This window comes from Pedobacter heparinus DSM 2366 (genome assembly GCF_000023825.1).
Classification (GTDB): domain Bacteria; phylum Bacteroidota; class Bacteroidia; order Sphingobacteriales; family Sphingobacteriaceae; genus Pedobacter; species Pedobacter heparinus.
Window position 1 is genome coordinate 1154882 of record NC_013061.1, and the last position, 21364, is coordinate 1176245.

The 21364-nt window shown below is 41.8% G+C and carries 15 protein-coding genes and 1 pseudogene; 12 read left to right on the forward strand and 4 right to left on the reverse strand.

Going from position 1 to position 21364, the window contains the following annotated elements:
* Positions 1-8: 8 nt before the first annotated feature.
* The 3 genes and pseudogenes from PHEP_RS04950 to PHEP_RS04960 all read left to right on the forward strand — a co-directional run bounded on the left by PHEP_RS04950 (position 9) and on the right by PHEP_RS04960 (position 3498).
* Positions 9-569 (forward strand): OmpH/Skp family outer membrane protein, encoded by a 561-nt coding sequence (locus PHEP_RS04950; RefSeq protein WP_012781154.1) that lies wholly within the window; start codon positions 9-11, stop codon positions 567-569.
* A gap of 64 nt (positions 570-633) precedes the next feature.
* A complete protein-coding gene (murI, locus tag PHEP_RS04955; protein WP_012781155.1) occupies positions 634-1473 on the forward strand; it encodes a glutamate racemase in 840 nt (279 codons plus the stop codon).
* A 124-nt stretch (positions 1474-1597) separates the two neighbouring features.
* Positions 1598-3498 (forward strand): annotated as a pseudogene (locus PHEP_RS04960) (amidophosphoribosyltransferase).
* 264 nt (positions 3499-3762) lie between these two features.
* Here the strand turns inward: PHEP_RS04960 and PHEP_RS04965 are convergent.
* Entirely contained in the window at positions 3763-4389 is a 627-nt protein-coding gene (locus PHEP_RS04965; protein WP_012781156.1) for a LysE family translocator, read from the reverse strand.
* A 160-nt stretch (positions 4390-4549) separates the two neighbouring features.
* Here PHEP_RS04965 and PHEP_RS04970 point away from each other — a divergent pair, with 160 nt between their 5' ends.
* Genes PHEP_RS04970 through PHEP_RS04985 form a run of 4 tightly spaced genes read left to right on the forward strand, consistent with a single transcriptional unit; the run spans position 4550 to position 8847 of the window.
* On the forward strand, positions 4550-4972 hold the full coding sequence (locus PHEP_RS04970; protein WP_036675538.1) for a deoxycytidylate deaminase: 423 nt from the start codon (positions 4550-4552) through the stop codon (positions 4970-4972).
* Between the two features lie 8 nt (positions 4973-4980).
* Positions 4981-6507, forward strand: a complete 1527-nt coding sequence (gene guaA / locus PHEP_RS04975) for a glutamine-hydrolyzing GMP synthase (RefSeq protein WP_012781158.1) — start codon at positions 4981-4983, stop codon at positions 6505-6507.
* Positions 6464-7687 (forward strand): ABC transporter substrate-binding protein, encoded by a 1224-nt coding sequence (locus tag PHEP_RS04980; RefSeq protein WP_012781159.1) that lies wholly within the window; start codon positions 6464-6466, stop codon positions 7685-7687. Before guaA ends, PHEP_RS04980 begins: the two co-directional genes overlap by 44 nt.
* Positions 7684-8847: an RsmB/NOP family class I SAM-dependent RNA methyltransferase gene (locus PHEP_RS04985; protein ID WP_012781160.1), complete on the forward strand. Its 1164-nt coding sequence runs from the start codon at positions 7684-7686 to the stop codon at positions 8845-8847. The genes PHEP_RS04980 and PHEP_RS04985 overlap by 4 nt, the downstream gene beginning before the upstream one ends.
* Positions 8848-8853: 6 nt before the next feature.
* Here PHEP_RS04985 and PHEP_RS04990 read toward each other — a convergent pair whose 3' ends face one another.
* Positions 8854-9423, reverse strand: a complete 570-nt coding sequence (locus PHEP_RS04990; RefSeq protein WP_012781161.1) for a MarC family protein — start codon at positions 9421-9423, stop codon at positions 8854-8856.
* Between the two features lie 241 nt (positions 9424-9664).
* Between PHEP_RS04990 and PHEP_RS04995 the strand changes: the two genes are divergently transcribed.
* The 3 genes from PHEP_RS04995 to PHEP_RS05005 all read left to right on the forward strand — a co-directional run bounded on the left by PHEP_RS04995 (position 9665) and on the right by PHEP_RS05005 (position 14576).
* Complete coding sequence (locus PHEP_RS04995) at positions 9665-12604, forward strand: SusC/RagA family TonB-linked outer membrane protein (RefSeq protein ID WP_012781162.1); 2940 nt, start codon at positions 9665-9667, stop codon at positions 12602-12604.
* A 16-nt stretch (positions 12605-12620) separates the two neighbouring features.
* A complete protein-coding gene (locus PHEP_RS05000; RefSeq protein ID WP_012781163.1) occupies positions 12621-14255 on the forward strand; it encodes a RagB/SusD family nutrient uptake outer membrane protein in 1635 nt (544 codons plus the stop codon).
* A 114-nt stretch (positions 14256-14369) separates the two neighbouring features.
* The gene (locus tag PHEP_RS05005; RefSeq protein ID WP_012781164.1) at positions 14370-14576 is read left to right on the forward strand and encodes a hypothetical protein; all 207 of its coding nucleotides are present in this window, start codon (positions 14370-14372) and stop codon (positions 14574-14576) included.
* 84 nt (positions 14577-14660) lie between these two features.
* On the opposite strand, the gene PHEP_RS05010 is transcribed toward PHEP_RS05005, so the two are convergent.
* Together PHEP_RS05010 and PHEP_RS05015 are read right to left on the reverse strand one after the other, a co-directional pair.
* The gene (locus PHEP_RS05010) at positions 14661-16361 is read right to left on the reverse strand and encodes an amino acid permease (protein WP_012781165.1); all 1701 of its coding nucleotides are present in this window, start codon (positions 16359-16361) and stop codon (positions 14661-14663) included.
* 162 nt (positions 16362-16523) lie between these two features.
* Positions 16524-18830 carry a sodium-translocating pyrophosphatase gene (locus PHEP_RS05015; protein WP_012781166.1) on the reverse strand — a complete coding sequence of 769 codons (2307 nt, stop codon included), beginning with the start codon at positions 18828-18830 and terminating at the stop codon, positions 16524-16526.
* A gap of 571 nt (positions 18831-19401) precedes the next feature.
* On the opposite strand from PHEP_RS05015, the gene PHEP_RS05020 reads away from it, so the two are divergent.
* Positions 19402-20844: an APC family permease gene (locus PHEP_RS05020; RefSeq protein WP_036675541.1), complete on the forward strand. Its 1443-nt coding sequence runs from the start codon at positions 19402-19404 to the stop codon at positions 20842-20844.
* Between the two features lie 130 nt (positions 20845-20974).
* Positions 20975-21286 (forward strand): hypothetical protein, encoded by a 312-nt coding sequence (locus PHEP_RS05025; protein WP_012781168.1) that lies wholly within the window; start codon positions 20975-20977, stop codon positions 21284-21286.
* The last annotated feature ends 78 nt before the right edge of the window (positions 21287-21364 follow it).

The following is a 21364-nucleotide window of genomic DNA, read 5'->3' on the forward strand; positions in this document are numbered from 1 at the left end:
AAAATAGGATGAGAAAGTTAATTAACGCATTTTTTTTAGCGGCAGGATTATTGTTTACTGCTAATATTGCAAATGCACAACAAAAATTGGCACATTTAAACTCTGCAACGATTATAGAGGCTATGCCAGAGGTTAAAACTGCACGTACTGCATTGGAAGCTTTTCAAAAAACAAAACAAGCCGATATCGAGAAAATGATCTCGGAATATCAGACTAAACTGAAAGCAGCACAGGACAAAGAGAAAACGATGAGTGAGGCTAACAAAGAAGCCATTACTAAAGAATTGCAGACGATGGGTGCTGAACTTCAGGATCTTGAAAAACGTATTGGCGATGCCAGACAAAAAGCACAGCAGGAACTGGAAACTAAAAATGCTGAGTTGTTTAACCCTATCCAGGTTAAGGCTGATGCAGCCATTAAAGCTGTTTCTAAAGAAAAAGGTTTTGCTTATGTATTTGATACAGCCAACCAGGCTTTAATTTACTGGGACGGCGGTGATGACATTACTGATCTTGTAAAAACTAAGTTAGGTATTGCTAAAACAACAGCACCTGCACCTAAAAAATAAAATAAACTTATTTGAAATATTTAAATTGCGGGATGGTTGATAAAAACCATCCCGTTTTTTTATAATGAACGATAATCAATCCATCGGTGTTTTTGATTCTGGCTATGGCGGCCTGACCGTGTTTAAGTCGATCGCCAGTAAGCTGCCCCAGTATAATTACATTTATTTTGGCGACAATGCGCGTACACCTTATGGAGACCACTCTTTCGAAACCATTTATCAGTATACCCTGGAATGTGTAGAATGGTTGTTTGCGCAGGGGTGCCCGCTGGTTATCCTGGCCTGTAATACCGCTTCGGCAAAGGCGTTGCGCAACATACAGCAAAATGTATTGCCTTTTAAATATCCGGACAGGAGGGTGCTGGGTGTAATCAGGCCAACAGCCGAGATTGTGGGTGATTTTACCCTGTCGAAGCATGTTGGGGTAATGGGTACAAGGGGTACAGTCAATTCCGAGTCTTACCTGATGGAGATCAATAAATTCTTTCCCGAGATATCAGTTTCCCAGCAAAGCTGTCCGATGTGGGTACCCCTGATAGAAAACAATGAACACATAGCCGCAGGTGCCGATTATTTTGTTAAAAAGTACATTGATGAATTATTGGCAAAGGACAATCAAATCGATTGTATTGTTTTGGCATGTACCCATTATCCGCTGCTGGTACCTAAAATAAAGACGATCCTTCCGGATCATATTAACTTGCTGGGACAGGATGATATTGTTGCCGATAGTTTGGCATTGTACCTGGAAAATCATCCCGAAATGACGGATAGAATTGCCAGGGAAAACAAAACCATTTTCTTTACATCTGGTGATGCTCAGGTTTTTGATACCCAGGCCTCTGTCTTTTTTGGTGAAAGGGTAGTTTCCAGGCATGTAGCGCTTAAGGCAAGCGCCCGGTAAATGCAGGTTTTTTGATAGGATTGATGTTTAAACAGCAATTATAATCTAAAAATAAACTTTCTATTTCTTTCTAGGTTCTCATTATTATTAACGGTAAATTTGCCGCTTAAAACAACACACACGAATGAGTGACTCGATAAAACATGAATGCGGAATTGCCTTTATCCGCCTTTTAAAACCGCTCTCATACTATCAGGAAAAATACGGTACTGCACTTTACGGATTGAACAAGCTTTATCTTTTGATGGAAAAGCAACACAACCGTGGACAGGATGGGGCCGGAATAGCAACCATCAAGCTGGATGTTAAACCAGGTCACCGTTACATCAGCAGGTACCGTTCCATGGCCCAGAATGCAGTTGCAGATATATTCGGCTATGTACAGCATAAATTTGTAGATATCCAGAATGAAACGCCTGAATTGATGCAGGATGCGGAGTGGTTAAAACAAAATGTGAGTTTTATTGGTGAGGTTTTACTGGGGCATTTAAGGTATGGCACGCATGGCAAGAACAGCATAGAAAACTGTCACCCATTTCTACGTCAGAATAACTGGATGACAAGGAACCTGGTTATTGCAGGTAATTTTAACATGACCAATGTAGATGAATTGCTGGAGCAGTTGTATGAACTTGGTCAGCATCCAAAAGAAAAGGCAGATACAGTTACAGTACTGGAAAAGATCGGACATTTTTTAGATGATGAAAACCAGGAACTGTTTGATGAATATAAAAAAGAAGGGCTAGACAATGTAGCCATCACACATAAAATCTCTGAAAACCTTGATATCGCTAAGATATTAAAACGCTCTGCAAAAAACTGGGATGGTGGTTATACCATTTCAGGTATTGTTGGTAATGGGGATGCTTTCATTCTGCGCGACCCTTCCGGCATCCGTCCGGCTTATTATTATGCCGATGATGAAATTGTAGTAGCAGCTTCAGAACGTCCAGCCATTCAGACGGCATTTAACATACAGTTTAAAAATGTAAAGGAAATAGAACCGGGCCATGCATTGATCGTTAAAAAAGACGGTACCGTAACACAGGAGATCTTCCGGGAACCTGAAGAAAAAAGGGCCTGTTCATTTGAACGCATCTATTTTTCAAGAGGAAGCGATGCTGAAATCTATAAAGAAAGAAAACATCTGGGTGCGTTGTTGTGCAAACAAATTCTGGATGCGGTAAGTGCCGACCTGAAAAATACAGTTTTTTCTTTTATCCCCAATACTGCCGAGGTTTCTTTCTACGGTATGGTTGATGGGCTGCACGCTTACATCAGGGAAGTACAGAAAGAAGCATTGTTGCGCCGTAAAGATACGCTGAGTGATGCAGAACTGGATGAGCTGCTGTCTATGCGCCCAAGAGTAGAGAAGCTGGCCATTAAAGATGTTAAGCTCCGGACTTTTATTACCCAGGATGCTGACAGGGGAGATATGGTAGCGCATGTATATGATACTACTTATGGGGTAATCAAAAATCATACAGATACACTTGTAGCTGTAGATGATTCTATTGTAAGGGGTACAACTTTAAAGCAGAGCATCATCAAAATAATTGACAGGCTGCATCCTAAAAAAATCATTATTGTTTCTTCTGCACCTCAGATACGTTATCCTGATTGTTATGGTATTGATATGTCTAAAATGGGGCAATTTGTTGCATTTGAAGCTGCCATACAATTGCTGAAAGCGCGCGGTATGGAAAATGTAATAGAAGAAGTATACCAAAAATGTAAGGCTTCGCTGCTGTTGCCTAAAGAAGAGATAGTAATCATGTGAAAGATATTTACAGACCTTTTAAACAGGAAGAAATTTCTGCACAGATTGCCAGGATCATTACACCAGCAAATACGGTAGCCGAAGTTGAAGTGATTTATCAGACATTGGATAATTTACACATCGCCTGTCCTAATCATAGTGGCGACTGGTATTTCTCTGGCAATTATCCAACGCCAGGTGGTAATAAGGTAGTAAATAAAGCATTTGTAAACTGGAAAGAAGGAAATAACCAAAGGGCCTATTAAAGGCGCAAAAAAGCTGTACTACTCGAAGGCTGGAACAAGTGATGCTGAAGGGCATCAATTATTCCTATGCCTTCTCCCAGCAAGCATTTTTGCTGTCAGGCGATTGTCTTAGGCAGCTGTATTAGCACTTTCATCTGCACAATGTTATTGATCTGCATTATGCTATTGAAAAAATATGCCTTCTGTGAACAGGCCTAGGCGCTGTTTGCTCCCCTTTAGGAGCCTAACAGATGCCAGACTGTGAACATAATGGCTTATTTACTTTTATTTGTAATGCTTTAAAACAACCTCAATAAACAACCTGATTGCAAATATCAGGATTACCGCACCGGCAATTCTGTTCAGGTTCTGTATAGTCTTTTCTTTGATCCTGTACCTTAACTTTGCTGCATAATAGGTTTTAAAGCCATCAACGGTCAGCTGGGTAGCCATGGCAATGATGAAAAAGATTATTTTTTCTGAAAGGTTATAATGGAGCTGTACGGAAATGATGCCTCCAACCATTATCCAAAACATCAATGTTGTTGGAGATAATAGGCACATTAAAAAGCCTTTCAATACATAACCCCGTTTTTTTACCTTGGCAATCTCAGCAATATCATAATTCACTTTAACGGTATTAAACAGATAATATAAACCTACTCCCAGTAAAAACAGGCCACCAACTATTCCTATGTATTCGAAATATTCAGATTTATAATCCACAAACTGCGAACTGAATATGGTTAAGCTGATAAAAATGATATCGCTTAGAATGACGCCGATTGCCAGCGCAAAGCCTGCCTTAAATCCCTTTTCAATGCTGGTCTTGATCATTGAAAAGAACACTGGTCCTGTTAAAAAAGAAAATAAAATACCCGCACCTATCCCTTGTAATATTGCTTCAAACATTCACCTAAAGTATATAATTGTGCTAATATGCAATTTTAAACATAAATTAGCCCAAAAAAAATCCATTAACAATAATTATAAATAAACGCCACTGAGCTATTTAAAGTATCAGGGCTATAAGCTTAGAATGACAGTAAAACCAAGTTTTAACCATATTTTTATGAATTTAGCATCCGACCTGGCAGGCCGTTCACATTGTGTGCGTGCGCAGGTAGGGGCTGTTTTAACAAAAGATACACGTATCATCTCGATCGGTTACAATGGCCCTCCGGCAGGGACACACAATTGTGATGAAGAATGGCCGGAAGCAGGTTGTGCCAGGGATTCCCGGGGAAGCTGCTCTCTGGCCCTGCATGCAGAAGAGAATGCCATATTGTATGGTATAAAGAACGGGTCTAAAATTGAAGGTTCAACATTATACACCACTTTATCGCCTTGCATTGCCTGTGCCCGCCTCATTTTATCTTCGGGCATAAGGGTGGTTCATTACCGGGATTCGTATGCAGCCTATAAAGGATTGCCCAGCGATGAAGGCGTTGATTTTTTGAAGAGATTTGGCGTGGAAGTGATTAAGTATTCTTAACTTTGGCCATGCTAGAAAAAATCATAATTCTCGATTTTGGTTCCCAATATACACAGTTAATTGCCCGTAGGGTGCGTGAGTTAAACGTTTATTGTGAAATTCACCCATTTAACAACATTCCTGAAATCGGTTCAGACGTTAAAGGTATCATCCTGTCAGGTAGCCCATATTCTGTCCGTCAGAAAGACGCCCCACAGGTAGATCTTAACAAATTTGACAAACATCCTATGCTGGCGGTTTGTTATGGTGCACAATACATCGCACAACATGCAGGCGGTGAAGTACAAGCCTCTTCTACACGTGAATATGGCAGGGCCCACCTGAATTTCGTTGCCGAAGGCAATAAATTATTTAAAAATATTACTGCAGGTTCGCAGGTATGGATGTCACATGGCGATACCATTACGAAAGTACCTGCAAACTTTGAACTGATAGCCAGTACAGATAGTGTAAAAGTTGCAGCTTACCAGGTTAAAGACACACAAACTTATGCCATACAGTTTCACCCTGAGGTTACACATAGCACCGATGGTAGACAATTGCTGGAGAATTTTCTTGTCGGCATTTGCGGATGTAAGCAGGAGTGGACGCCCGATGCTTTTGTAGAAACCACCATTGCTGATTTAAAAGAAAAACTGGGCAATGATAAAGTGGTACTGGCCCTTTCAGGAGGGGTAGACTCGAGTGTAGCTGCTATCTTATTGCATAAGGCCATAGGTAAAAACCTGCACTGTATATTTGTAGACAATGGCTTGTTAAGAAAAGATGAGTATGCTGCCGTACTGGAACAATATAAACACCTTGGTTTGAACATCAAAGGTGTAGATGCAAAAGATCGTTTCTTGAGCCAGCTTGCCGGAGTTTCTGATCCTGAGTTGAAACGTAAAGCCATTGGAAGGGTGTTTATTGAAGTGTTTGATGATGAAGCGCACCAGGTACAGGATGTGAAGTGGCTGGCACAGGGTACCATATATCCTGATATCATAGAATCCGTTTCTGTAAAAGGACCTTCAGCTACCATTAAATCGCACCATAACGTAGGTGGTTTGCCCGATTTCATGAAACTTAAAGTTGTGGAGCCCCTGAATACTTTGTTTAAGGACGAGGTGAGAAGGGTGGGGACTTCTTTGGGACTGGAGCACTTTATCATCGGACGTCACCCTTTTCCGGGACCTGGATTAGCGATAAGGATACTGGGCGAGGTTACTGCTGAAAAAGTAGCCATTCTTCAGGAAGCAGATGCCATTTATATCAATAACTTAAAAGAAGCAGGTTTATACGATAAGGTATGGCAGGCCGGAGCCATTTTCCTGCCGGTTCAATCGGTAGGGGTAATGGGAGATGAGCGTACTTACGAAAATGCAATAGCCCTTCGTGCTGTTGAATCTGTTGATGGCATGACTGCCGACTGGTGTCATCTGCCTTATAACGTACTCGCAAAAATTTCTAATGAAATAATTAACAAAGTAAAAGGAATTAACCGCGTTGTATATGACATTAGCTCAAAACCACCAGCTACTATTGAGTGGGAATAAATATTGGATCCTGATACTTTCAGTTCTTTTTTTATCGGCCTGCTCGCCAAAAATAAGAACTGAAAGTAAGCAGCCGGAAGTTCCAAAAGAAGTGCCGAAAACAGAAAAGCCCGCTGCAAAATTTGAGCAGGCCAGTATTTCGTTGCTTGCCCCCTTCAGATTAAATGAGATCCGGTTAAAAACTGCCACAAAAGCCGAGGTAGAGAGGGCTGCCATGGCCATCGATTTTTATCAGGGTTTTAAGTTGGGTATAGACTCTGCCGCTGCATCAGGTCAGAATTTTAAGCTGAAAGTATACGATACGCAGGACAACAATGCCCAGATAGGGGCACTGATTGACAATGGAGGGCTAATGGGCAGCAACCTGATTGTAGGGCCTGTTTTTCCGGAAGGATTAAAATACATTACCAATTATTCCATTTCCAGGAATATTCCGGTAGTAAATCCATTATCGGCAGCCCATCCGGACGAATTTACAAACCCCAACCTCATCTCAATTGTAAACAATGTTGATCAGCATGCAGCGAAAATTGGGAGTTACATCAGCAAAAATTATAATCCGGCAAATACCGTAGTTGTACTGATCAATCCAAAGGGTTCCAGTGATGAAGTAATGGCCAAACCTTTAAGAGCCTATTTTACTGAAAGGAATAAGTTCAGCTTTCAGGAATATGCTTCTGTTTTTACCATGGAGCCAAAAATTGTAAAAGGAAAACAATACGTAATTATTGTCAGTTCATCCGACAGGAAATTTGTTGTGCCCACACTGGATAAATTGATGAAAATCAGGAAGACAGGGTTAAATATCTCGGTTTTCGGGCATCCGGACTGGATCAAACAGAACTACAATACCGAGCAGCTGCAAGCTTTAAATACCATCATTTCCTCTTCATATAAAATTGACTATACCAGACCTGAAGTCAACACCTTCATCAGAAAGTACCGGGCCTCATTCAATTTTGAGCCTGGAGAGTATTCGTTTAAAGGCTTTGACATTGGTTTTTATTTTGGTAAGTTACTTTCCAGCTATGGTGTTGATTATTTAAAATACCTGACCAAAGAAAGATATAAAGGTCTGCACAATTCTTTTCGTTTTATGCACAACAATACATTGGGGTACATTAACACCAGTTTAATGCTGCTTAAATATAAAAACTTTGCTTTAAATATTGTTGAATGAGGGTAGAACACCAGTTAAGGGCATTTGAACAGATCTTTAAAAGTTATGATGGCGTATTGCCGCTGCATCGTTTTTTGTTTGCTTATTTTAAACGGAACAAGCAGATGGGTTCGTCAGACAGGCGATGGGCAAGCCGTTATCTGTATAATTTTTTCAGACTTGGGAAAGCTTTGATCAAAGAAGAGTATACCCTTCGTCTGGCCGTGGCCGACTTTCTATGTAGCCATACCTCAAGTCTGGTGATCGATACTTATTTGCCAGGTTTAAAGGATCAGGTAGTGCTTTCTCTTCCCGAAAAATTAGCACTGATCAAACAACAATACCCTTCATTTGAATTGGATGATGTTTTTAGTTTTCATCATAAGCTATCTGCAGGTATCGATCAGCAGGATTTTGTGCCCTCCTTTTTTATACAGCCGGACCTGTTTATCAGGGTTGATACCGGTTATATAGAGAAAGTTGCTGCTACACTGAGGCTGGAGGAGATCGATTTTGAAAAAATAAGTGAAACTACACTGGCATTGCCCAACGGAACAAAATTAGATTCCGTTTTAGCAGCGCATAAACAGTACCAGGTACAGGATCTTTCTTCACAGCAAACAGGCAGTTTCTTTAAACCGCAAGCCTGGGATAAATGGTGGGACTGTTGTGCGGCATCTGGTGGTAAATCGTTATTGTTATATGATCTGGAGCCAAAGGTTGAGTTGCTGGTGAGTGATGTAAGGGAAAGCAGTTTACATAACCTTGATGAGCGTTTTCAGCAGGCGGGTTTAAAAAAATATCAGAAAAAAGTATTGGATCTGCTGCAAAATAACGAACAGGACCTTCATCATTATGAGTTTGATGGCATCCTGTTGGATGCACCTTGTTCCGGATCGGGAACCTGGGGAAGAACTCCCGAAATGTTATATTATTTTGAAGACCATAAGATCAGTTATTTTTCGGGGCTGCAAAAAAAAATAGCAGCTAATGTGGTCAAATATCTGAAGGAGGGCAAACCCCTGATCTATATCACCTGTTCGGTATTTAAAGAAGAAAATGAGGATGTAGTAGCTTTCCTGTTAGAAAACTTACCTTTAAAACTGGAAAAAATGCAGGTAATTAAAGGTTATGCAGCTAAGGCTGATACCATGTTCGTTGCCCGTTTGATCAAACAGTAATGAATGTTATAAACCTGTATTGTTCCGGAACAGTTTAATGGCAATGGCCAGCAAGATAATTCCAAATGCTTTTCTAAGTACGTTTAAACCTGATTTACCAAATAACCTTTCCAACCGCTCTGTATTTTTTAATACAAAGTAAACAAACATCATATTGATGAGGATCCCCACTACAATGTTTTGAGTTGCATACTCTGTTTTTAAAGACAACAGGGTAGTCATGGTGCCTGCCCCTGCAATCAAAGGAAAGGCAAGTGGTACAATAGATACCGTTTCAGGTGCATCACCTTCTTTAAATATAGTAAGCCCCAATACCATCTCCATGGCAATAAAAAAGATTACCATAGAACCTGCTATAGCAAAAGAGGCAACATCCAATCCAATTACCTTTAATAAGGTTTCACCTGCAAATAAAAAAATGATCATCAATACTGTAGCAACAAGTGTGGCTTTCTCTGACTGGATATGTCCGGCCTTCTTTCTGAGTTCTATCACAATAGGAATGGCACCCAGGATATCAATGATGGCAAACAAGACCATCGATGTTGACAGGATTTGACTGAAGTTAAATTCCATAACAGGATTGATTTAGTATACAAAGTACGGAAAAAATAACCATTCTTTTCGGAGTCTGTATAATTGCGCTGAAAAAGCGCAAAGCTAGCAGGGCTCTTCTAAGAAGGTGATTTTTTATTCAAAACAGGTTGTATGCTGCTACAAACCGCCGGTACATATGAACCAATTGCCCTGTTTATGCGCTATAACTATAGGTAACTTAGTAGGAGTTAAAGCTAACCAAATTTTATTTTTTAACTGTATGAAACTAATCTTCAGAAACTGGATTGCGCTTGTCTTGTTGTTTTGTATTGCTGCTGTTGTACCTGCTTTTTCGCAGGAAAAGCTAGTGCGTGGGAAAGTAACGGATCAAAAAGATAAGGGTGTATTGCCCGGTGTAACTGTGGCGGTAAAAGGAACCACTAAACGTGCCGCTACAGACCCTAACGGTGACTATCAGATTAGTGCGGGGGCAAATGATGTTCTTATATTTAGTTTTATCGGTTATGGAACTAAAGAGGTAAATGTGAACACGGCAGCGGGCAGCGTACTAAACGTAGCGCTCTCGTCAGGCACAAACGAGCTTGACGAACTGGTGGTTGTGGGCTATGGTACACAAAAACGCAAAGATGTGACCGGGGCCGTTGCCTCAGTAGATAAGAGCAGACTTGACCAACTGCCTAATACTAATTTTGCCCAGGCCCTGCAAGGTGCCCTGCCAGGCGTAAGTGTTGATCAGAACAGTGGTGGTGCTGAGGGTAACAATAATTCCATAGTGATCAGAGGTAAGAATTCCATTACGGCCACCAATGATCCGCTTATTATATTGGATGGTATTCCCTATAATGGCAGCATATCTGACATTAACCCTCCTGATATCGAGTCTATTGATATTTTAAAGGATGCTTCAGCATCAGCCATATATGGTTCCAGAGGATCTAATGGTGTTATTCTGATCACCACAAAAAAGGGGAGTAAAGGTAAAGCCGTTATTTCCTATGATGGCTTTTACGGACTGCAGTCTTTTGCCAACCTGCCGGATATGCTGAGCCCTGAAGAATTTTATGCTTTTAAACGTACACGTGAACCTAATACTGCCATTACAACCTCAGAGCAGGCTGTATACGATTCAAAAGTTTTCCCCGACTGGGTTGATCTGGCAACCAGGATGGGTAGTCGTACCCAGCATACACTTGGTGTGAGCGGAGGAGGTGAAAATTCGAAGTATTACGTTTCTGCCACCTATTTAGGTGTTAAGGGTATTGCCCTAAATGACGATTTTAAAAGAATGTCTACCCGGGTAAACCTGGAAATGAATGTAACCAAGTGGCTTACCTATGGCACCAATACCCAATTGTCTTACAACAATAGAAGTGGGTTGGCGGCTTCCTTTACAGGAGACTATGGTGCATACCGCTTTAACCCGCTTACCACTGCATATGATGCCAGCGGAAACCTTACGGTTTATCCATGGCCGGATGATGTTTTCTTTGCCAACCCCCTGGCAACAACATTGGCAAGTAATGATGATGAAACCTATAAGGTAGTCAGCACCAATTACCTGAATGTACAATTGCCTTTTGTAAAAGGGCTTTCTTATCGGTTAAATACAGGCGTTGAATACACCAATCGTGATCAGCGTACTTATTATGGCAGAAATACACGGACAGGTTTGAAAGATAACGGCAACCTGAGTCTTGGGCAAACGCTGCAGAGAAACCTGCTCATAGAAAATATATTAAATTACAACAATACTTTTGGCAAACATTCCATTAGCTTCACCGGCTTATACAGCTATCAATATGACAACATAAAGGGCAATAGCTTAGACGCAACTGGTTTTCCTAATGATGTGTTAACCTATTACCAGGCTAATGTTGCCCTCTCTAAAACACCTGGTGCCTCTTATTCAAAGCAAACACTGGTATCTCAGATGGGCCGTATCAATTACACTTTCAATAACAAATACCTTTTAACGCTAACCGGTCGCAGGGATGGTTTTTCGGGTTTTGGGGCCAACAAAAAATATGGATTTTTCCCTTCAGTAGCGCTTGGCTGGAATTTATCAGAAGAACAATTTCTCAGGAATGTAGAGACCATCTCCAATCTCAAATTCAGACTTTCTTACGGCAGCAACGGAAACCAGGCTGTAGGTACTTATCGTACACTGGCAAAATTATCAGAAAGATCTTATGTAAATGGATCTGCAACAGCACCAGGTTATATTCCTACCAGTCTGGCCAATCCGGATCTTGGATGGGAAACAACCAATAGCCTTAATGCGGGTATTGATTTTGGCTTGTTCAAAGGCCGGTTAACAGGCTCAATTGATGCTTACCTATCTAAAACACATGACCTGCTGCTAAAGCGGCAAATCTCTCCTGTGCATGGTGTGGATACCATTACCCAAAATATTGGGAAAACAGCTAACAGAGGGATTGAACTAGGCCTTAACAGCATCAACATTAAGTCTGCAGATTTTAGCTGGACCACTACTGCCAATATTTCGCTTAACCGGAATAAAATAGAAGAACTATACGGCAATGGCAAAAATGACACTTTAAATACCTGGTTTCTTGGCAAGCCGATTGATGTGAACTTCGATTATATTTACGGGGGAGTCTGGCAGGTAGGGGAAGACTTTAGCAAGTCGCCCCAGCCCAATACCAAGGCCGGGTATGCCAAAGTAGTGGATTACAATAATGACGGTAAGATTGATGCAAGGGATAAGACCATTATTGGAAGCCGGCAGCCAGATTTCAGCTGGGGAATGGGTAATAATTTTACCTATAAGAACTTTTCACTCTATGTATTTGCACAGGGGGTAGTGGGTACAAACAGGAGAAATACTTTTTTGGCAGACAATGTAAATTCTGGTGTACGGTATAACACCATGCGTAAAAACTGGTGGACGCCCGACAACCCTACCAACGAATATTATGCAAACGACGTTAACGCGAACATATATGGTGTTCCCATTTTTCAAAGCGACAGCTATTTGAGGGTTAAAGACATTTCATTGTCCTATAACCTTTCTGCCAGGATGCTGGAGAGACTTAAGCTGGGCAGGTTTAAGGTGTATCTTAATATGCGGAACCTGTTTACGATAACCAAATGGACCGGCCTGGACCCAGAATTGAATACCCAGGATGCCATTCCGCTACAAAAAGAATTTATACTGGGTTTAAATATTGGCTTATAGCATTATAGATTTTATTATGAAAGCACTAACCATAACATTGCAGCTCGCATTAACCATTTCACTTATTTCAAGCTGCTCAAAAGATACACTCAATGAGTCCTCTCCAAATATATTACTGGCAGATAACTTATATAAAGATAAAGCCGGATTTGATGCAGGATTAAATGGCCTGTACGATGAAGCCCGTCGTTCAAGGTCTGGCAGTACGTATGGCGGTTCGACCAATTTAATGCTTGAACCAGCGTTTATAGGTGTCGACAATGCCTATGGAAATTATGAAGACACCTATGAAAAGGTATTTAACAGCTGGGGTGCCAATAATAATGCCTCGGTCATTCATTACCGTTATGTGTGGTCCTGGTTGTACGAAACGATCAATGCTGCAAATACCATTATCAACAGGGCCGGACAGCCGAACAGCCTAACCGAAACAGAGAAAAACCAGGTGCTTGCCGAAGCCAGGTTTTTCAGAGGCTGGGCTTACCGGCACCTCATTTATTTATGGGGAGATGTTCCGTTAACACTGGAAGAATCTTCTGGTACAAACATCCGGACTGACTGGCAAAGAACTCCGGTAGCAGAGGTTAGGGCAGCTATAGAAGCAGACTGGTTATTTGCAGAGCAGTTTCTTCCGGAACTTTCTGCTGCCAATCCCGGAAAGGTGTTAAAGGGGGCTGTGCAGCATTACCTGGCAGAACTATATCTTGCAGAAGGTAAAAATGATAAGGCCAGGGATTATGCTTTAAAAGTAACTACAAATCCCAACTATAAACTGGTTACCACGCGTTTTGGTGTAAATGCAGCTAAACCAGGTACAGCATTCACGGATCTTTTTGTTGATGGAAACGCCAATCGTTCAGCAGGAAATACAGAGGCCCTTTGGGTTTTACAGAACGAATTGAATGTAGCTGGAGGAGAAGGAAATAATATCATGCGCAGGTATTGGGTTAACCGGTATTATTCTATTGCAGTGAGTGGTACCGATGGCAAATCAAAGAACCCCTTTGCCGTAAGTGCCGATTATGGAGGTCGTGGCATTGGACGCTTGTCGCCAACAAAATTTGCACTTACTTTGTATGATGCCAATGACGATAGGGGCTCTGATTATGCCTGGCGGTTTTCGTATGCCATTAATAACCCTGCAGGCATACCTGTCGGGAAAAATCTTGGTGATGTCATCCAGTTGGATAGAACCTCTAACGAGAAAGTCACCAATCCGAATTGGCCAAGCACGAGAAAATGGGATTACGTAAGCCCACAGGATGTAACTGTAGATCGCCAGTATAACGATCAGATGATGGTCAGGTCTGCCGAAACCTTCCTGATACTTGCAGAAGCTTATCTGAAGTTAGGTGCAACAGATCTGGCAAAAGATGCAATTAATGCATTGAGGACCAGGGCCCATGCAGCACAGGTTAATGCAAGCCAGGTAACTCTTGATTTTATTCTGGATGAGCGGTCAAGAGAGCTTTTTTCAGAAGAAGAAAGACGATATACTTTGCTGCGGACCGGAAAATGGCTGGAAAGGGTAAAGCTTTACAATAAGATTGCCGGGCCGGTAGTTCAGGCCAGGGATCTTTTACTGCCCATTCCACAAAATGTGATTGATGCAAACCTGACCAGTAAGATGGCTCAGAATAAAGATTACTAAGGATTTGTTTACCGGCGTTTTTTTGTAGTTCACCGAATCTTTAACGCGGCCTGCCATTTTCTGCTTTCCGGTGTAGGTTTTATGACCCATCTTTATGCTATAATTTAAAAAGCAATGAACATGGTTATCTTTAAAACGTCAGTACAAAGCAGGATAGACCTGATAGCTGTAAAACCAATTTTTAATCTGTTGTTTGGAAAAAAGAACTGGTTGTTCACATTTGAAGATAAGCTACTTAGGATAGCTTCTTCAGTTCCCTGTGCAGATGTTGTGGAATTTATTCTTGCAGAAAACGGCGTTTTATGTGAAGAACTGACCTGAGTAGAAAGAGAAAGATAACATGCTTATAAAAAAAGCGGCCTGGAAACTCATGTACCAGGCCGCTTTTTTTATAAGCATATAAATTTATTGTTTAGCTTTCACCTGTCCGGAAGTAGCTGCCTTAACCACATAAAGGATTAAGTGTGCAGCAGCGAAAACCAATGAGAAATAATACAACCCTGTATCAGCCCCATCTGTAATGTGATGGTGTATAATGGCTACGATGATCAGCAGTATGGCCAATGCAAAACCTATATAAGAAACGGTTTTGGTGCTTTTAGCCAGTGTAAGCTGGTTGTTATCCGAAAGCAGGCTGTTTCTCATTCCATAAAAAAGATAAACATTAATACCGATGATCATCCATACCAATAAGCGTACCCAGGTATCAAGCGGTAAAAATACCATCATGCCCAAACAAACGGCTATACCCAATATAGGGATTAACGGAACCATAGGCACTTTAAATGCCCTTGGCAAATCCGGCATACGTTTCCTTAAGATAACTACACCAATGCATACCAGAATAAAGGCCAGCAGGGTACCTATACTGGTCATTTCACCAACTACAGTGGCAGGCACAAAGGCGGCAAATAAACTTACAAATACCATAAACAGTAAATTGCTTTTGGCAGGTGTGCTATATTTATGATGTACTTTAGAGAAAACTTTAGGTAACAGACCATCCTTGCTCATCGAGAAAAATACCCTCGATTGTCCAAGTAACATGACCAGGATTACTGAGGCGTAACCACCTAAAATGGCCAGAATGATCAGTTTGTTTAACCATGGATAGGCGGGTGTTACTATGCCGGCTGCATCTTTTGTCCCCATATTGTCAATAGCAACAGCAACAGGGGCAATTCCATCCTGACCTTTAAACATATCGTAATTGGCAACTCCTGTCATTACGTGTGCAAAAAGGATATACAATATGGTACAGATAAACAAAGAAACCAGAATGCCGATGGGCATATCTTTCTTGGGATTTTTAGCTTCCTGTGCAGCTGTAGAAACAGCATCAAAGCCTATGTAAGCAAAAAATACAATTCCTGCGGCCCGGATTACCCCTCCCCAGCCGTGTGTAAACACGCTTTCGTGGCCAGGCTTGTCGGCCGGAATAAAATATGGCGAATAATTATCCGCATTGATGTATTTCCAACCCAAAAAGATAAAGATGAAAACGATCACTACTTTAATGGCTACAATGAGGCCGTTCACAAATGCCGATTCACTGGTTCCCCTGATCAGTACGAAAGACATGATTACAATGATGAATACTGCAGGCAGGTTAAACATACCGGAAACTACGGTACCATCAAGCAGGGTGGCATGTTCAAAGGGCGACATAGTGACCTGTGCGGGCAGATGTATATCGTAATAAGCCAGAAACTTGACCAGATATCTGCTCCAGCTAATGGAAACAGTTGCGGCTCCCAGTGCATATTCCAGCACAAGATCCCAACCAATTACCCAGGCTACAAACTCGCCCATGGTGGCATAAGAATAGGTGTAGGCACTACCGGCTACCGGTATCATGGAAGCAAACTCTGCATAGCATAATCCTGCAAAGCCACATCCCAGGGCAGCAATAATGAATGAAATTGTGATGGCAGGGCCTGCATTGTTGGCTGCGGCAGAACCGGTGATGGAGAACAGTCCCGCACCAATAATAGCCCCAATACCTAGGGCAACCAGATTTACCGGCCCTAATGTTCTTTTTAGTGTTCCCTCACCGCTCTCAGCTGCTTCCTTAGTGAGTAAGTCAATCGACTTTCTAAAATTCATAGTTTGTGGTTTAGTTTAATAAGTTGTTTTTTTTATGCCGTTTAATTTTATTGTTCTTTATGATTGTCATAACCGTATCATAATCTTGTCAAACCTAAAGAAAATATATCTAAAAATAAAAGGGATTCTTTTCTGAATCCCTTTTGTAAGCTTATTACTAAACTAGAAATTTTTAATGGCTGCTTTTTTAATAGCTGTTACATTTTGCGTAACCCGGACAACTTTTAAACCGTTTGTCGGTTTAACGGACAGCTCGGTTGGTGTTACCGGTGCAGTTAGCTTTACCGTGGCCCCGGTACCGGTTACTGCAATATAAGGAGCAATCACCAGCGAGACGATCGACATCAGTTTGATCAGAATATTCATGGACGGGCCTGAAGTATCTTTAAAAGGGTCTCCAACGGTATCACCTGTTACTGAAGCTTTATGGGGTTCAGATTTTTTATAATGCATCTCACCATTGATCTCTACGCCTTTTTCGAATGATTTCTTGGCGTTGTCCCAGGCTCCGCCGGCATTAGACTGGAAAATACCCATTAAAACGCCAGAAACCGTAACGCCAGCCAGCAGGCCACCCAGTATTTCGGCTGAGCTTACTGATGGGAAAACTCCTTTAAAACCAAAACCAACCAGAATAGGTACCAATAGTGCGATTGCGCCCGGCAGCATCATTTCCCGGATAGAGGCTTTGGTTGAAATGGCTACACATTTTTCATATTCAGGTTTTGCCTTATATTCCATAATACCCGGAATTTCGCGGAATTGACGGCGTACTTCCTGTACCATATCCATCGCAGCTTTACCAACGGCTGCAATACATAAAGCCGAAAAGATGAAAGGGATCATTGCACCTACAAATAAACCGGCAAGTACAGGCGCTTTGTAAATGTCTATTGCCGAAATGCCTGCAACGCCCACAAATGCCGCGAATAAGGCCAGTGAAGTTAAGGCGGCAGAAGCGATGGCAAAACCTTTACCCGTAGCAGCCGTAGTATTACCCACAGCATCCAGGTTATCTGTACGTTCGCGTACTTCAGGTGGCAACTGGCTCATTTCGGCTATACCACCAGCATTATCTGCTATTGGCCCGAAAGCATCAATAGCCAGCTGCATGGCAGTGGTAGCCATCATACCGGCAGCTGCAATGGCAACCCCATATAAACCTGCAAAGGCATAAGAAAAAATGATACCACCGGCCAGAACAAGAATAGGGGCAACGGTAGATTTCATCCCTACAGACAGACCACCGATGATATTGGTGGCATGACCGGTACCCGACTGCTGGATAATTGAATTTACCGGCCCTTTGCCCATTGCCGTATAGTATTCGGTGATGATACTCATTAAAGTACCCACTACTAAGCCAACTATAATGGAATAAAATACATCCAGACTACTGAAATTAACACCACGCAGGTGCAGATGTTCAGGAAGCATGGCCGTAACTACAAAATAAGAAGCAATGGCTGTAATTACAATTGAGCCCCAGTTGCCTAAATTTAAGGCCGTTTGCACATTGGAGTCTTCACCTTTAATGCGCACAAACCAGGTACCTACTATAGAAAAAAGAATGCCTAAGCCACAGATGACCATTGGGAGCAGTACCGGTGAAAATCCGTTCAGGTTGTCAACTGCGATTCCATTTAATTTATCGACCACAATTTCCTGTCCCAACACCATCGTTGCCAGAATAGTAGCTACATACGAGCCGAACAGATCGGCACCCATACCAGCTACATCGCCTACGTTATCACCTACGTTATCCGCAATGGTAGCAGGGTTACGTACATCATCTTCCGGAATTCCGGCTTCAACTTTACCTACCAGATCGGCCCCAACATCAGCAGCTTTGGTATAAATACCGCCACCTACACGGGCAAATAGAGCAATAGATTCTGCCCCAAGTGAAAATCCTGTGAGTACTTCTATGGCAGTTTTCATTTCTGTGCTGTTGGGCTCAACTACATTAAATACCTTAAGAAAAACAATAAAGAGGCCGCCCAAACCCAGTATGGCCAAACCTGCTACACCAAGTCCCATTACGGTACCGCCTGTAAAAGATACTTTTAAAGCCTGCTTTAGGCTGGTCCTTGCTGCCTGGGTAGTACGGACATTAGCTTTTGTTGCGGCCTTCATTCCTATATATCCTGCCGTTGCAGAAAATACAGCACCAATAATAAATGCGATAGCAATGATCCAGCTGGAATGTAAGGCTACACCATTTACCTCGTGTATGGTTCCTGAATAGGCCAGCAATGCTGCAGTAAACACCACAAAAATGCTGAGTACCCTCCATTCAGCTTTTAAAAAAGCCATGGCGCCATCGGCTATATATCCGGCCAGCTCCTGCATGTTCTTATCACCCGCATCCTGTTTGTTCACCCAGGCGCTTTTAACTGCCATTACAAGAATGCCAATCAGCCCCATTGCAGGGATCAGATAAATTAAATTGTTTTGTAAAAACTCCATACTGTAATTCTTCTCGTTTAGGTTATTTAACTCGTTTTATTTTTTTGTTTGGTTTTCCTTTTCGTGATTTGCTGTGGTTCATATAAGCGTTTTGATCACAATCAGGGGACAGCAAAAATAACTGTGTAAACGTAATTAACAAATTTTTAATCAATTGATTGCAAACCTTTTTTTAAAATTTAAGACATAGTGCTTTTTTAGCGGTTTAGCGGCTGTTTTAATTTTAAACTGCGCTTCTTTTTCTTTGCAGATGAGCGCACTTAACACCTGGATATGCCTTAGTTATTACCTTGATCGTACTTTGGTCGTACCTTGTTCGTAAAAAGTACCTGTTTTGCAAACAAAGTACGACCAAAGTACGACCAAAGTATGCCTGAGGTTGAAGAGAGGCGCTAATTTACCGTAGTCATGAATGACTTAACAGCAGTTGCAGGTAGGAGCTGGAAAAAATAATAGCCGGCCTATGTGATACAACAGTGATTTTTAAATATATTCGCCTAAGTAAGGGCTTACTATGATCCGAGTTTTAAGCCATAAAGGCCCTGATGAACCAACCAAACCAAAACACAAAATGAAAGAAGAAATTCAAGACGGATCTTTTAAAAGAGAGCTTGGCCTGCTGGATGGTACAATGCTTGTTGTTGGATCGATGATCGGTTCAGGGATATTTATAGTAAGTGCTGATATTACCAGACAGGTTGGTTCGGCCGGATGGCTGATATTGATCTGGGTGCTTACCGCCCTGATCACCATTATCGCCGCAGTAAGTTATGGCGAGCTGAGTGCAATGTTCCCTAAAGCGGGCGGACAATATGTTTACCTGAAAGAAGCGTACAATAAACTCATTGCATTTTTGTATGGATGGAGTCTGTTTGCCGTAATACAAACTGGTACTATAGCTGCGGTAGGGGTGGCTTTCTCAAAGTTTGCTGCTTATCTGTTTGAACCTTTTAGTGAAAATAACATCCTGTGGCAAATCCAGACCGGGATCGGCGATAAAGGATTGCCCCAATATTACAGTATCAGTGCAGCACAGCTGGTCTCAATTGTAACTATTGTATTGCTTACTTATGTGAACAGCCGTGGGGTTAAGGACAGTAAGATCCTGCAAACGGTACTAACGATCATTAAAATTTTATCGCTTTTCGGACTTATCGTATTTGGTTTTACCCTTGCTGCTAAGGCCGAGGTATGGAATGCCAACTGGGCCAATGCTTTTGAGACCCGCTCTTTTAGTTTGGAAACTATGACCTGGACACCCATTAGCGGTAGTTTATTGCTTTCGGGTATTGCGGCAGCCATGGTAGGCTCTATTTTTTCGGCCGATGCCTGGGCCGGTGTTACTTTTATCGCCGGCGAAATTAAAAATCCGCAACGTAATGTGGGTTTGAGTTTATTTTTGGGTACGCTTATCGTAAGCATCATTTACGTACTGGCCAACCTGATGTATGTGGCCGTATTGCCCCTGGATGTGATTACCACCGCCAAATCAGATCGTGTAGCCGTAGTGGCCGCACAATATATTTTCGGACAGGCGGGTACCATTATCATCGCTGTAATGATCATGATCTCTACTTTTGCCTGTAACAATGGATTGATTATGGCGGGTGCCAGGGTATATTATACGATGGCCACCGACGGATTGTTCTTTAAAAAAGCAGCCAAATTGAACCGCTTTGATGTACCGGGCTGGGCTTTATGGGTACAGGGGCTATGGGCTTCGGCTTTATGTCTGACAGGAAGATACGGTGCCCTGCTTGATTTTGTGGTGATCATTGTACTGATCTTCTATATCCTTACCATTTACGGAATTTTTATTCTGAGAAGAAAGATGCCAGATGCGGAACGCCCATACCGGGCTTTTGGTTATCCGGTACTGCCTTTTCTGTACATAGTAGTGGCCTCAGCTTTGTGTATTGCCCTGCTCATCTATAAAACGGATACCTGTGGCTGGGGTGTGCTGATTATGCTGATCGGAATTCCTGTTTATTACATGACCAGACAAAAGGAATAGATTTATAATTGCCGTTATTTTCTGTTTGTTTTATGGAGCTGTGAGAGATCATAATGACCTGCCGATGTCAATTATTTCCTTAATAATAATTACTTTTGCTAAAAATAGTAGTATTACTGAGATTTAGCAGATGACCGTAACTGTACTCCCAATTATAGAACCCGATACCAAGCCGGCTGCACCCCTGGCAAAAGTGATGAACGAAAGACTTACCCGTTTTGCAAGAGCGCTGCAGGAAGTACACCTTAAAAGACTGGAATCTGCTGAGCCTTTGTTTGAAGATGTAGTGGTTTATATTAGCTACAACAGTAAATACAGCATCCGCTGGAAAATTGTGAATGATGTACCTGCAAATATTGAAGCAGAGGTTGCAAATGAATGTGCGAAATTGGGTTATATCAAATGGAGAACCACCGCATTTGGAGTGATCGATAAATCCTGAACCATAAATTTGGTATTCATCAGCACTATTTGTGTAAATAGTTCGTTTTAATTGAGTCTCTCCTTTAAAACCCGCTAC

What these genes read in the sequence shown, in the direction of transcription:
- PHEP_RS04950 (WP_012781154.1), top strand. Translation starts at nt 9, where the DNA reads ATGAGAAAGTTAATTAACGCATTTTTTTTAGCGGCAGGATTATTGTTT.
- murI (WP_012781155.1), top strand. Translation starts at nt 634, where the DNA reads ATGAACGATAATCAATCCATCGGTGTTTTTGATTCTGGCTATGGCGGC.
- PHEP_RS04965 (WP_012781156.1), bottom strand. Translation starts at nt 4,389, where the DNA reads ATGTTTGAAGCAATATTACAAGGGATAGGTGCGGGTATTTTATTTTCT.
- PHEP_RS04970 (WP_036675538.1), top strand. Translation starts at nt 4,550, where the DNA reads ATGAATTTAGCATCCGACCTGGCAGGCCGTTCACATTGTGTGCGTGCG.
- guaA (WP_012781158.1), top strand. Translation starts at nt 4,981, where the DNA reads ATGCTAGAAAAAATCATAATTCTCGATTTTGGTTCCCAATATACACAG.
- PHEP_RS04980 (WP_012781159.1), top strand. Translation starts at nt 6,464, where the DNA reads ATGACATTAGCTCAAAACCACCAGCTACTATTGAGTGGGAATAAATAT.
- PHEP_RS04985 (WP_012781160.1), top strand. Translation starts at nt 7,684, where the DNA reads ATGAGGGTAGAACACCAGTTAAGGGCATTTGAACAGATCTTTAAAAGT.
- PHEP_RS04990 (WP_012781161.1), bottom strand. Translation starts at nt 9,423, where the DNA reads ATGGAATTTAACTTCAGTCAAATCCTGTCAACATCGATGGTCTTGTTT.
- PHEP_RS04995 (WP_012781162.1), top strand. Translation starts at nt 9,665, where the DNA reads ATGAAACTAATCTTCAGAAACTGGATTGCGCTTGTCTTGTTGTTTTGT.
- PHEP_RS05000 (WP_012781163.1), top strand. Translation starts at nt 12,621, where the DNA reads ATGAAAGCACTAACCATAACATTGCAGCTCGCATTAACCATTTCACTT.
- PHEP_RS05005 (WP_012781164.1), top strand. Translation starts at nt 14,370, where the DNA reads ATGAACATGGTTATCTTTAAAACGTCAGTACAAAGCAGGATAGACCTG.
- PHEP_RS05010 (WP_012781165.1), bottom strand. Translation starts at nt 16,361, where the DNA reads ATGAATTTTAGAAAGTCGATTGACTTACTCACTAAGGAAGCAGCTGAG.
- PHEP_RS05015 (WP_012781166.1), bottom strand. Translation starts at nt 18,830, where the DNA reads ATGGAGTTTTTACAAAACAATTTAATTTATCTGATCCCTGCAATGGGG.
- PHEP_RS05020 (WP_036675541.1), top strand. Translation starts at nt 19,402, where the DNA reads ATGAAAGAAGAAATTCAAGACGGATCTTTTAAAAGAGAGCTTGGCCTG.
- PHEP_RS05025 (WP_012781168.1), top strand. Translation starts at nt 20,975, where the DNA reads ATGACCGTAACTGTACTCCCAATTATAGAACCCGATACCAAGCCGGCT.